The following is a 14,072-nucleotide window of genomic DNA, read 5'->3' as shown; positions in this document are numbered from 1 at the left end:
GGCTGTGGATTGTCCACAATGAAGGAGTATGAATATATTGAAGACATTTGTAGAATTCGGCCTAGAGCCGAAATTGCTTCAAGCGATTACGGAATTAGGGTTTGAAGAAGCCACTCCGATTCAAGAAAAAGCGATTCCGGTAGCAATGACGGGACGTGACTTGATTGGACAGGCTCAGACAGGAACAGGCAAGACTGCCGCATTTGGAATTCCGCTTATCTCCAAGATTGACCCGTCGGAAGAGCGAGTCGTCGCTCTCGTTATGACCCCTACCCGCGAGTTAGCCATTCAGGTAGCCGAAGAGATCGGCAAGCTGACCCGATTCAAAGGAGTTCGTTCCCTGCCGATTTATGGCGGACAGGATATTGGCCGGCAGATTCGCGCACTGAAGAAGCACCCGCAGATTATTATCGGAACGCCGGGCCGCTTGCTGGACCACATTAACCGTAAGACGATTCGTCTGAACGATGTGCAGACGGTCGTATTGGACGAGGCGGACGAGATGCTCGACATGGGCTTCATGGAAGACATCACGTCGATTCTGAGCCTCGTGCCGGAAGAGCGCCAGACGATGCTGTTCTCGGCCACGATGCCTCCGAACATCCAGAAGCTGGCGAATCAATTCCTGCGCGATCCGGAGCATGTCTCCGTCATGCCGAAGCAGGTGAGCGCTCCGCTGATCGAACAAGCTTATATCGAAGTACCTGAACGGGTGAAGTTCGACGCATTGAGCCGCTTGCTCGACATGGAATCGCCGGAGCTGGCGATTGTATTCGGCCGCACGAAGCGCCGTGTTGACGAACTGTCCGAAGCGCTGCAGAAGCGCGGCTATTCCGCTGACGGCTTGCACGGGGATCTGTCCCAGAATCAGCGCGACAACGTCATGCGCAAATTCCGCGACGGCAGTATCGATGTGCTGGTCGCTACCGACGTGGCAGCCCGGGGCTTGGACGTATCCGGGGTTACTCATGTCATCAACTTCGACCTGCCGCAGGATCCGGAATCTTACGTGCACCGCATCGGCCGTACCGGCCGCGCCGGCAAGGAAGGCAGCGCCTGGTCGTTCGTGACGCCGCGCGAGATTGACCATTTGAACTTCATCGAACGGGTTACCCGCCACCGCATCCCGCGCAAGCCGATTCCGACACTGGCGGATGCGATCGAGGGCAAGCAGCGCATTGCCGCCGAACGTATGATGGAAGTGCTGAAGGATACCGATTTGAACGAATACAAGGGCATTGCGATTCAACTGCTCGAGCAATACGACTCGGTGCATCTGCTGTCCGCGGCATTCAAGTTGCTGACGGGCGAGAAGAAGGATGTCCAGATTTCGCTGACTCCGGAAGATCCGATTCGCGTGAAGCGCCGCAAGCCGGACCTGCGCTCCAGCGGCCGCAAGCTGTCCGCGCCGTATAACCGCGGAGGACGCCAAGGAGGCGGCGATCGCCGCGGAGGGTACGGCCGGGATAATCGTGGCGGTTATGGCCGCGACAACCGGGGCGGCAGCCGCGGAGATTCCCGGGACCGCAACGGGGATCGCAGACCGCGCCGCTTCAACGATGAAGGGCGCCGCCAACGCGACGAATAAAATGTGAATAGGCGACGGCTAATGCCGTCTTCACGATACAGCAATACAAAGAGACCGCATTAGAGCGGTCTCTTTGCGTTTACGGCGCCGCCGAATCAGATGATAAGGGCGCGGCTAACGATAACTAACAGAATGAACAACACGAGAATTGTACCTGTTGACGTCCAGAAACCGCCGTATCCTCCTACGTGGCCCATGTTACAACCTCCTTTAGAACATGCAAAGGTTTTGAACTACAGTAGTATCATATGCCGGGGGGGCATTTGCGCCTGAGCAAGTACCTAGAGCGTTGGAAAATAGGCACTGGCATAGCAGGGGAGCTTTGTATTATAGTAGATAGGACAGGATGATGTATTCGAGGGGGAATGACCTTTGGAATTTCGAGGGATAATGGGCGGCTTTTACCGCATTTCAGAATGGATAATGCGATTCTCGGTCACGAACGTGCTTTGGCTCCTCTGTTCGGCGCCGTTTTTCTTTTTTGTGCTGGTCAAATTGCTCGTTATGCAGCAAAACATGCTGAATGAATCGATCACGATGAACTGGATGATGGGGATCAGCGCCCCGTTCACGCTCTTCCCGGCGACAGCCGCCATGTTCTCGGTAGGCCGCAAGTGGGTCATGGGCGATACAGATGCCAAATTGCTCAAAACCTTTTTCAAGTCCTACAAGGAGAACTACAAGCAAGCCATGGTCGGCGGCATCTTCTATACGCTGCTGTTCGTTATCATGTATGTGGATTATACCGTATACATGACGCAGCTCAAGTCTATGCAGCTCGTCGGATTCGTCATGCTCGGACTGCTCATCGTCTTGTTCGTGTCGCTGTTTAATTTTTTCTCGATGGTGGCACACTATCATATGAAAACGGTTCAGTTGGTCAAGAACAGCATCCTGCTGACGCTGCTGCGCCCGTTCCGCATCATCATGACGACCGTCGTCAGCGGCGCCATCTTATATTTCAGCTTGTTCAAATGGCCGTTCCTGCTCATCTTCTTCGCAGGCTCTGTCATTGCCTACTATGCTTTCTTCAACTTCTATGCGGTCTATCAGAAGATGCAGGATCAGCATCAGCGCATGCAGGAGAAGGAGGAAGCGGGAGAAGAGCCGGATAAGGACGCCGATACGGAAGTGCCTTTCGATGAAGTCGATCACGCTCCGGTCAAGGAGCATGAAGACGGGAACCGTTATTCCCGTCCATAGTTCGTAGGGCTTGCCGGGTGGCGGGAAGCTGCTGCGCACGCTTGGCATGATTGGGAATAAAGTACCGGTTTACATTTGCGGTTCGCCGCTATATAATAAGAATACTTCCTGCGATGTACGTGTCGGCTTTCGTTGTTTTGAACCAATGTTTGTTTCTTGGGAGTCCTAGATCGAATTGCGGCTGGCAAGCCCTCTCGAAGGGAAGTCAAAAGCATTTTTGCGGACACCCACCTGCTAGAGCAGGTTCAGAAACATAAGAGCCAAACGGCATAGGCGGGTTTTCCTATTGACATTTCAGCCACCTTTCATGTGAATGGCCATTCGCATGGAAGGTGTTTCTCTTTATTGGACACATTTTTCCTTCCGTTAACTTCGGAACAGTGATACACTATAGATAAGTGAGCAACGGCTGTCATGAAAAGGAGGAACACGCTCTTGTCACTCAAACGAGTATTGGTCGGCATTATTCGCAGTTTTGAATCCAGCGGCGATCGTGCCAAAGACCCCAAATTGAAAACGCATTACTATCAAATGTCCCGGGATAAAGCATGGGAAGAAATCGCATCGACATTGAAGAAGATTCAGGGGTACAAAATACTTCATGAGGTTCCTTCTGTCGGTGAAATCACTATGGAGAAACGGACGATGACCGGACGGACGATGGATATTACTGTCTCTGTCATCAACGTGGGACCAATGAGAACAGCGGTTGATATTTACTCGGCTTCACGCGGGGGATTAGGTGATTTGGGCGCCAATTATCGCGTAATACTCGATTTGTTCGCTGTCTTGGACAAGAAGCTGGCGACATATAAGGTAAATAGTTAAGCAAGCGGCCGCTGATAGAGGCAATGGGCACTGCCTGACGATAAAGCGAGAGGAGAGCCGAAACTCTTCTCTCGCTTTTGTTCTCCCTGGAAGCGGAATTACAGCAAGCTTTTGACGGCTTCGACCGCTTTCTCGTAATTCGGATGCTCCGTCATCTCGCCAAGCACTTCGACGTAACGAATCGTGTTGTCTGTGTCGACGACGAAGATGGAGCGCATATCGAGCTGAAGCTCCTTAATCAGGACGCCATAGGCTTCACCGAATGTATTGCCCTTGTAGTCGGAGAGCATGACGACATTATCGACGCCTGCCGCTCCGCACCAGCGGGCTTGCGCGAACGGAAGGTCGGCGCTGACCGTCAGCACGACGACATTGCCGCCAAGCTTGCCTGCTTCTTCATTGAAGCGGCGGGTCTGCGCATCACATACGCCCGTATCGATCGAAGGAACGACACTGATGAGCTTAATCTTGCCTGCAAAATCGTTCAGGCCTGCTACCTCTGTCAACGATTTGTTCAATTGGAACTCAGGAGCTTTGTCTCCTGCTTTTAATTCCGGTCCCACCAGCGTGATGGGATTGCCCTTGAGCGTAGCTTGACGTTCATTAGACATACAGTTAGCCTCCTTCAATAAAGTGACGGTAACTTATTGCGGTAGTTCAAAAAGTACGCTTTGGATTACGAAGAGATGCACCTTTTGAACAGTCATTTACCTTATTTTTCATTATAAAGCTTTGCTTGTACGATTGTCCAATGTCCGTTCGTGATAGGTTCCCCGCATCGATGAGAACGATTGGAGAGTTCAGGCCGGCGGAGAGAGAGGAAGAGAAAACTCGTGATATTTATCCGATATGAAAATTGGCGCAGTTACATCAAGCAGTTCCCGGTAACGACGCTCCTCATTATCGCGAATGTAGCGATGTTCATCGTGCTCGTATTGAATGGGGGAAGCCAGGACGGCATGACGCTGTTGAAGTTCGGTGCCGTCTGGAAGCAGGAGCCGTATGCCAGCGAGACTTGGCGGCTGGCAACGGCAATGTTCCTCCATTCCGGCTTCCAGCATCTCTTATTCAATATGTTTGCGCTCTTCGTGTTCGCGCCCCCGATGGAACGCATCCTCGGCTCCTTCAAATATGCCGTGCTGTATCTGCTCAGCGGCCTGCTGGGCAATGCGGCGGCCTTGTACCTGTCCGAATGGGGGACACTGGCCGTGGGAGCCTCAGGCGCGATTTATGGCGTGTATGGAGCCTATCTGTTTATCGCTATTTTCCAACGATGGGCGCTCGATCAGGCATCGCGGAAGACAATTATGATTATTCTTGGTATTGGGATTGTGCAGTCGTTTGTCATCACCGGCATCAGCTGGAGCGCTCATTTGGGCGGCTTGGCGGCCGGATTCGTATTGTACGCCATATTGCAGCGCATTCGGTCGTAACGGGCTGGCAACGCATCGCAAGAACCGTATTATTGAGTAGAACGGAGCGAGAGATTCGTGGAACTTAGGCAATTGTTGTACTTCGTGAAGGTGGCCCAGAAGGAGCATGTGACGCAGGCAGCGGAGGAGCTTCATGTCGCCCAGTCTGCCGTAAGCCGGCAGATCCATCAACTGGAGGAGGAGCTAGGCGTCAAGCTGTTCCTGCAGAAGGGGCGCAACCTCCAGCTGACGCCGGTAGGGCAGCTGTTCTGCAGCCGGGCGGAAGCGGTGCTGAAGGATCTGGAGCGCGCGGTTCAGGAGGTGCAGGAATTCATGCATCCGGAGCTGGGAGAGGTGCGAATCGGGTTTCCGCACAGCTTGGGGATCCATCTGATTCCGAAGCTGGTGGCCGAGTTCCGGAAGCGGCACCCGAACGTGAAGTTCCGGTTCAAGCAGGGCATGTACCCGTCCCTCATTCGGGATATCGTTTCCGGCGAAGTGGATCTTGCCTTCATCTCCCCGTATCCGAAGGACAGCGACATGGTAACCGGGGAGATTGTGCTGAACGAGGAATTGCTCGCCATCCTTCCGCCGAATCATCCGCTGGCCCGGGAGGAGACGATATCGCTGAAGCAGCTGAAGGAAGAGATGTTCGTCATGTTCAGTCCCGGATATTCACTGCGGCCGATCGTATGGGATGCCTGCATGAAGGCAGGCTTCACGCCGCATATCGGCTTCGAGGGGGAAGAGACAGAGACGATTCGAGGCCTCGTGGCCGCCGGCATGGGAGTCAGCCTGCTGCCGGATATGGCGCTCCAGCACACATCAGAGCTTCAGCCGGCTCGCGTCAGGGTGATCGATCCGGTGGTCACACGCTCCATCGGGCTGATTCGCCGCATCGACGAGAAGCTGCCGTTGGTCGCGCAGACCTTTCACACCTTTTTGCTGCAATATTTCAGAGAGCATGAAGGCGGCGCCCCCAAGCAGGGGAAGCCGGACTCGGCACAGGATGAGCTTGAGCTGCTGTAGCCGCGTTATCTATCCACACACAAGAGCCCCTTCCCCCTGCGACTGCAGGAGGAAGGGGCTCTTGTCAGTGTATCCCTGTTCGGGATTAATCCCGATTGTTCGCGAAGATCATAATGAACTTGAGCAGTTCAAGAAGCGAGATGAGGGCAGCCGCAACGTACGTCAGGGCGGCAGCGTTCAATACTTTGGCGACGCCGCGCTCCTCTTCGTTCGTAATGAAGCCTTCGGACACCATCAGCTCTCTTGCCCGGTTGCTGGCGTTGAACTCGACCGGCAGCGTGACCAGTTGGAACAGCACGGCGGCCGAGAAGAACAGAATCCCGACGAGCAGCATGTTCGACCATTGGAACAGCAGGCCCGCAATGATGAGGAACGGAGCTGCGCCCGACGTCAGATTGACGAGCGGGAACATGCGGTGCCGCAGCACGAGCATTGGATACGATTGCTGATGCTGAATGGCATGGCCAACTTCATGGCAGGCCACCGAGATGGCCGAGATCGAGCTCTCGTAATAGACGGGCTCGGATAGCCGGACGACCCGGTGAATCGGATCATAGTGGTCGGTCAATGCCCCCTGCACAGGCTCGATGGGAACGTCATGCAGTCCATTCGAGTCCAGCATGCGCCGCGCCGCTTCGTAGCCGGTCATGCCGCTGATGGCTTGCACCTGTGTGTAACGGTTGAACGTTCCCTTGACGCGGAATTGGGCCCAGATCGAGATGCCGAGCGCAATGAAAATCAAAAAGTCCATAGGATGAAATAAAATCATATTGTTGCCTCCTATCCAGTACAGATGATGCGAGCTTATTCAGGACCGAAGACGTCACATCATGAAATGATTGTTCTTGTCAATAAAGGTGAGCAGCACTTCGATGCAGGCCGCGCTCTGGGTGCCGAGACGGTTGAACAGTCTGCGGGCTTGCGTCGGCTTCAGCTTGTCAAGCATCGGCTTCAATTCCTTCGCCTCGCGTTCCAGCTTCTGCATGTGCAGCTGCAGCTCCGTCAGCCGGTCGGCAAGCTCTTGTTCCGCCGACGCGTGCCTCAGCTGGGCGAAATACTGCTTGATTTCCTCCAGCGAGTATTTTTCTCTCTTCATTTGATGTATACGTTTGAGCCGCTCGATCGTTTCAAGGCTGTACAGACGATAGTTCGTCTCTGTCCGTCCTGCCGGCTCGATTAGCCCGATCGTCGTATAATAATCAATTGTCCGCTGGCTGACCTTCGCCGCCCGGGCAAGCTCTCCGATCCGTATTAGCGACTTAGTCCCATCGTCCTCACCTCACTTTTCTCTAAGAGGTTGTTCAAAGCGTACGCTTTTGATCACGAAGTTACACAGGAAGCTACTCGACATCGAATCTTGGACTCACTTTCGAAGAGCGTATGCTTCCGAAGTATGTTTCCTGCGGAAACATTTTAGCTCATGTAGTCTTGCCTACATTGCGCTGCTTCTTCTTCAAGTTCCCGCAACCTTCTCGGTGCTGAAAACCGTCCTCTTTGAACTCTTATTTATTATGATACTAAAAACCAAACCATACAGTCAAACGTTATGGTTTGGCGAAATAGGTACATTTTTTGAACGATTTGCAGGCTAGGCCGAGATCGTTCTTCCCCGGAAAATATAGGAGAAGGCCGGTTAGCGCACCTTTTTGTCCGGCTTGATGAACAAGAACACGAGGATGAGCGCAATGACGGACAGGACCGTGACGACGATAAAAATGAGACGGTGCGATTTGTCCATCATCCAGCTGAACAGCGGCGGTCCGAAGGCGACTCCGAGAAAGCGAAGGCTGCTGTAGAGCGATGTAATCATGCCGCGCTGCGCCTTCTCCACCGTGCCGGTGATCATCGTGTTCAGACATGGCAGCAGCAAACCCGTCCCGATGCTGCTCACCGTAATGAGCCCGATAAAGCCGTACACGTTTTTATAGAAGAAAATCGTGCATCCAAGCGAGACCGCCATAAGCAGCAGCCCGATGTTCATCAGCCACCGCATCAGCAAGCCGTTTTTCTTGATGATCGATCCGGTAATATAGGCGGTCGTCACCATGCCGAGCAGCGGAATGGCCAGCACAAGACCTTTGACAATCCCTTTCAAATGGTATGGCTTTTCCTCCAAAATGTCAGATAAATAGAAGAGGATGCCGAACAGGATGAACAGGGACAGCGCCCCGGCAAAAAAAGCGGGAATGAGCCAGCGGCCCTGCTCCTTGAAGATTTGTCCGATGTTGCGGATATACGTTTTGAGCGGTTGCGGCTTCTGCTTCCGTTCGGGTTCCTTAATCAGGAAGATGACCGCGACCAGCGACAGGGCGCAAAATACGGGAAACGCAAAAAAGGGCGCTGTCCAGGTCCAGAGGGCAAGCGCCGAACCGAGTATCGGACTGATGACCTTGCCAGTGCCGTTGGAGGCTTCGATCAGGCCCAAAGCCTGGCTCTCCTGAGCGTCCTTGTACAAATCGCCGACGAGCGCCATCGCGATCGAGGCTGTACCGGCCGCGCCCAGGCCCTGGACCGCGCGGAACCCGATCAGGATGCCGTAGGATTCCCATAACGCCCCGAGGCCGGTGACGATACCTGCCGCCCCATATACGATGAGGGAAGGGATGATGATCGCTTTGCGTCCGAAGCGATCCGACAAGTAGCCTGCGATCGGAATAATCAAGCCCGCCGATACGGAGAACAACGTAATGATGAGACTGGTCTGCAGCTGAGTCAGATGCAGATGACGCTTGACCTCCGGCAAAATGGGAACAAGCATCGAGTTGCCCAGTACGAGCACAAGCGGTACGGTGGCAATCGCCGTATATTCGAGCCATAGGGAGGAGCTGCGTTGTTTGGCCATGATCAGGTTCCTTTCCTGCGTAATTTCTAGAGAGCAATTATTGCAAGCACGTCGTTACTATTCCCAGGGAAGGATGGAGTCATACCAGCGGGCGGAGGGCCGCAAGGATCGTATTTTATGTAGAAAAAGGGTACAATACATATAAAAGCACATGTTCAGACTTGCCTGGCCGGCATGCGAAGCCCGGCAACGAAATTGATCAATAACGTTGAACATTTAGTTGAACATTTAAAGGAGAGAATCCGTAAATGAAAAAAAGTGCAGGCGTGCTTATTGTTGGCGTACTGTTCATTCTCTTCGGGGTGTGGCAGAATCTAAGCCAGTCCTCCGTCTCTTCGAGCGACATGAGGCAAGGCTCGGGCGAAGTTGCCCTGCCAACGGAGACGGGGCCGCAAGTAGGGAAGCTGGCGCCTTCGTTCACGCTAGAGACGGCCGATGGAACGAAATATAAGGTGGGCGGCAAGCAGGATAAACCGATATTTTTGAATTTCTGGGCCTCCTGGTGCACGCCATGTCAGGCAGAAGCGCCCGATCTTGTCAAATTGCATGCCCAATATAAGGATAAGCTCGATCTTCTGGCGGTCAATGTGACGAATTATGATACGAAGGAGAAAGCGAAGGAGTTCGTGAAACAGTACGGGATGGTCAACCCGGTGCTATGGGATGAGAAGGGGGAGGCCTATAAGCTGTATAACGGCATCGCTTTTCCGACCAATATTTTGATTGACAAAAACGGTGTCATCCGGGAGTTGTTCATCGGGCTGCGTCCGCCGAAGGAATTGGAAAAGGCCATCGAAAAGGTGATTGACTAATACCTGGCGGTTATCGAAAAGAGGCTGTTCCATTGGCTGTCATAAGGATGAGCAGCAAGACGGGACAACAGAGAATAAAGAGGCGGGAAAAGAGTTGAAAGATGGATAAGTTGGATAGGCTGTCAAACCCTGTACTAATGAAGCAATTTACGGTCTTTGTGGTGATAATTTATCGAATTGTTGCAAAATCACACCATTAACATCGATTTTTGCCTTCTATTGATTGCATGGGCTCAAATTCATGCTGTAGTCAGGCTGTTGGAAAACCCCTGTTTTTTTCGGAGGGGTGATTACCTAACCGAAACTTGGCATTCAGAGCGTCATCGCCTTCTGGAGACATCATTGCCTTCAGGAAGCATCGTTGCCTCGTGGGGCTTAAACGTGTGGAGGGAATTGCTGCTATTTTACAGGAATTTCGGCTCAATGAGTCCACATTTCGAGGAATTGCTGCACAGCTACATCATTTTAGGCCCTTTTGAGCTAAGTCGAAGAGAAACGGGTGAAATTGCTGCAGTTTTACAGGATTCCCTTTCAGGTGAAGTTGTCCCTATCGAATTGCTGTATTTGTACAGGATTTTGCCTACCGAATCAACGTATCTTGAGAAACCGTGCAGTTTTCGGAATGTCGAGCTCTAAGAAAGCCGGGGGCGATCTCAATGTAGCTAAAAACTACGTATGGGATAGCCCCCTCTTCGTCTTGTCCGTGATAAGGATTAATGATTAACGAGCCCCAGCGGCTCTCTGCGCTCGGGCGCGAGCTCGAGCTTCTCTTTTCCGATGAGCGCATAGCGGATGCTGTCCACGAGAGCCTCCCAGCTCGCTTCAATGACGTTGCTCGATACGCCGACCGTGCTCCATGTATTATGGGAATCGGTCGACTCGATGAGCACCCGCACCTTGGCGGCTGTCGTATCATTCTCGTCCAGTACGCGTACTTTATAGTCTGTAAGATGCATATCTTCAATAAAAGGGTAGTGGCGGACGAGCGCTTTGCGAAGCGCGTTGTCAAGCGCATTCACCGGACCGTTGCCCTCGGCTGCCATGTACACGGTCTCATTGCCGACATTCAGCTTCACGATCGCTTCAGAATTGACGGAGCGATCGGCCGATTTCTCGACGAGCATTTTGAAGGAGGCAAAGGTGAACGGCTCCTCATGTGTCCCGGTCGCCTGACGGAGCAGCAATTCGAGTGAGGCGTCTGCGCCTTCGAATTGGTATCCCTGATGCTCCAGCTCCTTGATGCGCTCGATAATGGCGCGCGTATTCGGATTGCTGGCATCCAGCTCATAGCCGAGCTGCTGCGCCTTGGACAATACGTTGCTCTGGCCAGCCAGCTCCGAGACGAGCACCCGCTGCTTGTTGCCGACCCGTTCCGGTTCTATATGCTCGTACGTGCGCGAATCCTTCAAAATCGCCGATACGTGGATGCCTCCCTTATGAGCAAAGGCGGCGTTGCCGACGTAAGGCTGGTTAACCGGCATGTTGACATTGGCGATCTCGCTGACGTACCGTGAGACCGACGTCAATTGGCTAAGCTGATCTGCGGAGACGCACGAGTATCCCATCTTCAATTGAAGATTCGGGATGATGGAGCACAGATTGGCATTGCCGCACCGCTCGCCGTAGCCGTTCATCGTACCTTGAACCTGGGTCGCCCCGGCTTCCACGGCAGCCAGCGTATTGGCGACAGCCAATTCGCAATCGTTATGCGTATGGATGCCCAGCTTAATGTTGACATGGCTCTTGACGTCCCGGACGATGCTGGCGATCTCGTGCGGCAGCGTTCCGCCGTTCGTATCGCACATGACGACCCAGTCGGCTCCTGCCTCCTCGGCGGTACGAAGCACGGCCAGCGCGTAGTCGGGATTATGTTTGTAGCCGTCGAAGAAATGCTCCGCATCGAGCATCACTTCCAGTTGGGCCCGCTTCAAGTAGGCGATAGAGTCCGAGATCATGGACAGATTCTCTTCCAGCGTCGTCTCCAGCGCCGTATGAACGTGGAAATCCCAGGATTTGCCCACAAGCGTCGCTGCGGGAACGCCCGCTTCAATGATGCGGTTCAGGCTCACGTCTTGCTCGGCCAGCGACATTTTGCGGCGGGTGCTGCCGAAGGCTGTCAACTTCGCTTGCCAGGAATACGACTTGACCCGCTTGAAGAACTCGATGTCCTTGCCGTTGCTGCCCGGAATGCCGCCTTCAATATAAGACACCCCGAAGGCGTCCAGCTTTCGCGCAATTTTAATTTTATCATCCGCGGACAGGCTGATTCCTTCGCCCTGGGTGCCATCGCGCAGCGTAGTATCAAAAATGGAAACGAATGTCGACATACTCGAAACCCCCTTATTTTAGTACACGGACGATACAGTACCGAAACTATATTTTCCTATTATAGCATCCGAAAAGAGGATGTATAGTCCGTAATTTCGGCGGCGCCGGCAATTGATCCGGTTGTATTGGCATGGAGAAAGCGGTAAAATGTACCTAGAACAGTTGTTCTGGATCGGAGTGCAGCTATTCCTGCATGAGTAGTTGAACACTTCCATGAGGGAAGAAAGGTGAGAGGAATGGGCGGTAAGGAAGAGGCGCGTGACCGGGTCGAGCGGCATTATCCGCCGAAGGGCCGTGTCATCCTCCATGTGGATATGAACGCGTTCTATTGTTCCGTTCATGAAGCCGAGGACCCGGAGACGTACCGGGGCAAGCCGACGGCCGTCGCGGGCAGCATCGAGCTGCGCAAAGGAATTATCGTAACCTGCTCCTACGCGGCGCGGAAGAGAGGCATTCGCACAGGCATGCTCGTGAAGCAGGCCCTGCGTCTATGTCCCCAGCTTGTCTTGATCCGCCCGGATTTCTATCTGTACCGGCGTTATTCGCAGGCATTTATTGCTATTGCGCGCGATTATACCCCATTGGTTGAAGTCGTCTCCATTGACGAATGCTATATGGATATTAGCGGCTCGAAGTTATTCGGCACGCCGCTTGAGATTGCGAATGAGCTGCAGCAGCGCATCCGCGGCGAGCTGTCGCTGCCATGCTCGATCGGCATCGCGCCGAATAAGCTGCTGGCGAAGATGGCTTCGGATATGAAGAAGCCGAACGGCATTACGGTGCTCCGCATCCGGGATGTGCCGAAGCTGCTCTGGAGCAGGCCGTGCGGCGAACTGTTCGGCATCGGCCAGAAGACGGCCATGAAGTTGTCGCGATCGGGCATCCGCACGATCGGCGAGCTGGCGCAGGCGGATGAAGCACGTCTCGTCTCGCTGTTCGGCGTGCAGGGCCATTGGATGAAGCGGGCGGCGAATGGGCTGGATGAAGGGCCCGTTCGCCCGGAACGGGAGCCGAACAAGTCTGTCGGACATACGACGACATTGCCGCAGGACGTGACCGCGAAGGAGGATGTCCGCCGAGTGCTGCTGAATCTGGCCGATCAGGTGGCCCGCCGCATGCGCAGGCAGCAGCTGATGGCCCAGACGGTTCAGATCACGATCCGCACGCCGGAGATGAAGACGATTACGCGATCGGCGACGCTGGAATCGCCTACGGACGATGCGGCCCGCCTGCTGGAAGAAGCCTGGCGCCTGTATGAGCAGCATTGGCCGGAGGAGCGGCCGATACGGCTGCTCGGAATTACGGGTCAGAACATGGTGGCCAAGGAGGAGGCGGCGGTTCAGCTCGATCTGTTCGACTTCGAGCAGCAGCCGAAGCGGGAGCAGCTAATCCAGGCGATGGACCGGATCCGGGACAAGTACGGGGAGAACGCGCTCGTCACCCTGGGCATGCTGGGAGATGATCCTTCGGCGCTGCTGCGGAATCACAAAGTAAGAGGGACTTCCCTGCAGACGGATTTTCTACGCCAGGAAGATGGGGGCAACGGTTCCGATTAAGGCTGCCCCGGCATCGGAAATCCGCGTGGGGGCGCGACAAAAACGAGGATTTCGTTTGAATTTCCACCCTGTTTGTATTATATTGATTACGGAGGAACCATGACGAACTGTTCTGATTACAGGAGGGAACGAATCAATGGCAAAATATACTTGGGTAGATAAAGACACATGCATCGCTTGTGGAGCGTGCGGCGCAACCGCTCCGGATATATACGACTACGACGATGAAGGCATCGCAGAAGTGATATACGAAGGCGACAACAACCAAGGAATCACCGAGATTCCGGAAGATTTGTTCGACGATCTGCAGGATGCGGCTGACGGCTGCCCTACGGATTCGATCAAGATCGCGGATACGCCTTTTAACTAACTGCGTTGCATCAACATAGAGTAAGCTTGTCCCTGCCTAGAGCAGGGATTTTTTTTATTTTATGGAAAAATACATTTGCGCAAAATTCATGTAAACCTCAACCT

14 protein-coding genes and 1 other RNA gene are annotated in these 14,072 nt (G+C 53.7%); 9 read left to right on the top strand and 6 right to left on the bottom strand.

Annotated features, from left to right (window positions below; genetic code table 11):
* Positions 1-37: 37 nt before the first annotated feature.
* On the top strand, positions 38-1,588 hold the full coding sequence (cshA, locus tag FLT43_RS08175; RefSeq protein ID WP_087445470.1) for a degradosome RNA helicase CshA: 1,551 nt from the start codon (positions 38-40) through the stop codon (positions 1,586-1,588).
* Between the two features lie 95 nt (positions 1,589-1,683).
* On the opposite strand, the gene FLT43_RS08170 is transcribed toward cshA, so the two are convergent.
* Complete coding sequence (locus FLT43_RS08170) at positions 1,684-1,785, bottom strand: hypothetical protein (protein ID WP_006678040.1); 102 nt, start codon at positions 1,783-1,785, stop codon at positions 1,684-1,686.
* 175 nt (positions 1,786-1,960) lie between these two features.
* Here FLT43_RS08170 and FLT43_RS08165 point away from each other — a divergent pair, with 175 nt between their 5' ends.
* From FLT43_RS08165 to FLT43_RS08155, 3 genes are all read left to right on the top strand, one after another.
* Positions 1,961-2,791, top strand: coding sequence for a YesL family protein (locus tag FLT43_RS08165; RefSeq protein ID WP_087445340.1), 831 nt, complete (start codon positions 1,961-1,963; stop codon positions 2,789-2,791).
* Positions 2,792-2,893: 102 nt separating this feature from the next.
* A non-coding RNA gene (gene ssrS, locus FLT43_RS08160) (6S RNA) lies at positions 2,894-3,075 on the top strand.
* A gap of 151 nt (positions 3,076-3,226) precedes the next feature.
* The gene (locus FLT43_RS08155) at positions 3,227-3,619 is read left to right on the top strand and encodes a DUF1499 domain-containing protein (RefSeq protein WP_087445341.1); all 393 of its coding nucleotides are present in this window, start codon (positions 3,227-3,229) and stop codon (positions 3,617-3,619) included.
* 98 nt (positions 3,620-3,717) lie between these two features.
* Here FLT43_RS08155 and tpx read toward each other — a convergent pair whose 3' ends face one another.
* Positions 3,718-4,230 carry a thiol peroxidase gene (gene tpx, locus FLT43_RS08150; protein ID WP_087445342.1) on the bottom strand — a complete coding sequence of 171 codons (513 nt, stop codon included), beginning with the start codon at positions 4,228-4,230 and terminating at the stop codon, positions 3,718-3,720.
* 222 nt (positions 4,231-4,452) lie between these two features.
* On the opposite strand from tpx, the gene FLT43_RS08145 reads away from it, so the two are divergent.
* Positions 4,453-5,052: a rhomboid family intramembrane serine protease gene (locus tag FLT43_RS08145; RefSeq protein ID WP_087445343.1), complete on the top strand. Its 600-nt coding sequence runs from the start codon at positions 4,453-4,455 to the stop codon at positions 5,050-5,052.
* Between the two features lie 57 nt (positions 5,053-5,109).
* Positions 5,110-6,060 carry a glutamate biosynthesis transcriptional regulator GltC gene (gene gltC, locus FLT43_RS08140; RefSeq protein WP_087445344.1) on the top strand — a complete coding sequence of 317 codons (951 nt, stop codon included), beginning with the start codon at positions 5,110-5,112 and terminating at the stop codon, positions 6,058-6,060.
* An 85-nt stretch (positions 6,061-6,145) separates the two neighbouring features.
* On the opposite strand, the gene FLT43_RS08135 is transcribed toward gltC, so the two are convergent.
* The 3 genes from FLT43_RS08135 to FLT43_RS08125 all read right to left on the bottom strand — a co-directional run bounded on the left by FLT43_RS08135 (position 6,146) and on the right by FLT43_RS08125 (position 8,902).
* Positions 6,146-6,829 carry a zinc metallopeptidase gene (locus FLT43_RS08135; protein WP_087445345.1) on the bottom strand — a complete coding sequence of 228 codons (684 nt, stop codon included), beginning with the start codon at positions 6,827-6,829 and terminating at the stop codon, positions 6,146-6,148.
* Positions 6,830-6,883: 54 nt separating this feature from the next.
* A complete protein-coding gene (locus FLT43_RS08130) occupies positions 6,884-7,312 on the bottom strand; it encodes a helix-turn-helix domain-containing protein (RefSeq protein WP_087445346.1) in 429 nt (142 codons plus the stop codon).
* 381 nt (positions 7,313-7,693) lie between these two features.
* Positions 7,694-8,902 (bottom strand): MFS transporter, encoded by a 1,209-nt coding sequence (locus FLT43_RS08125; RefSeq protein ID WP_087445347.1) that lies wholly within the window; start codon positions 8,900-8,902, stop codon positions 7,694-7,696.
* Positions 8,903-9,150: 248 nt separating this feature from the next.
* Here FLT43_RS08125 and FLT43_RS08120 point away from each other — a divergent pair, with 248 nt between their 5' ends.
* Positions 9,151-9,714 (top strand): TlpA family protein disulfide reductase, encoded by a 564-nt coding sequence (locus FLT43_RS08120; RefSeq protein WP_087445348.1) that lies wholly within the window; start codon positions 9,151-9,153, stop codon positions 9,712-9,714.
* Positions 9,715-10,427: 713 nt separating this feature from the next.
* Here FLT43_RS08120 and cimA read toward each other — a convergent pair.
* The gene (gene cimA, locus FLT43_RS08115; RefSeq protein WP_087445349.1) at positions 10,428-12,041 is read right to left on the bottom strand and encodes a citramalate synthase; all 1,614 of its coding nucleotides are present in this window, start codon (positions 12,039-12,041) and stop codon (positions 10,428-10,430) included.
* 237 nt (positions 12,042-12,278) lie between these two features.
* Here cimA and FLT43_RS08110 point away from each other — a divergent pair, with 237 nt between their 5' ends.
* Both FLT43_RS08110 and FLT43_RS08105 read left to right on the top strand, forming a co-directional pair.
* The gene (locus FLT43_RS08110; RefSeq protein WP_087445350.1) at positions 12,279-13,598 is read left to right on the top strand and encodes a DNA polymerase IV; all 1,320 of its coding nucleotides are present in this window, start codon (positions 12,279-12,281) and stop codon (positions 13,596-13,598) included.
* Positions 13,599-13,734: 136 nt separating this feature from the next.
* Positions 13,735-13,968, top strand: coding sequence for a ferredoxin (locus tag FLT43_RS08105; RefSeq protein WP_087445351.1), 234 nt, complete (start codon positions 13,735-13,737; stop codon positions 13,966-13,968).
* Positions 13,969-14,072: the final 104 nt, after the last annotated feature.

It is taken from the genome of Paenibacillus thiaminolyticus (assembly GCF_007066085.1).
GTDB classification, from domain to species: Bacteria; Bacillota; Bacilli; order Paenibacillales; family Paenibacillaceae; genus Paenibacillus_B; species Paenibacillus_B thiaminolyticus.
Note: the sequence above shows the minus strand (reverse complement) of the source record. Positions and strands in the feature narration are given on the sequence as shown.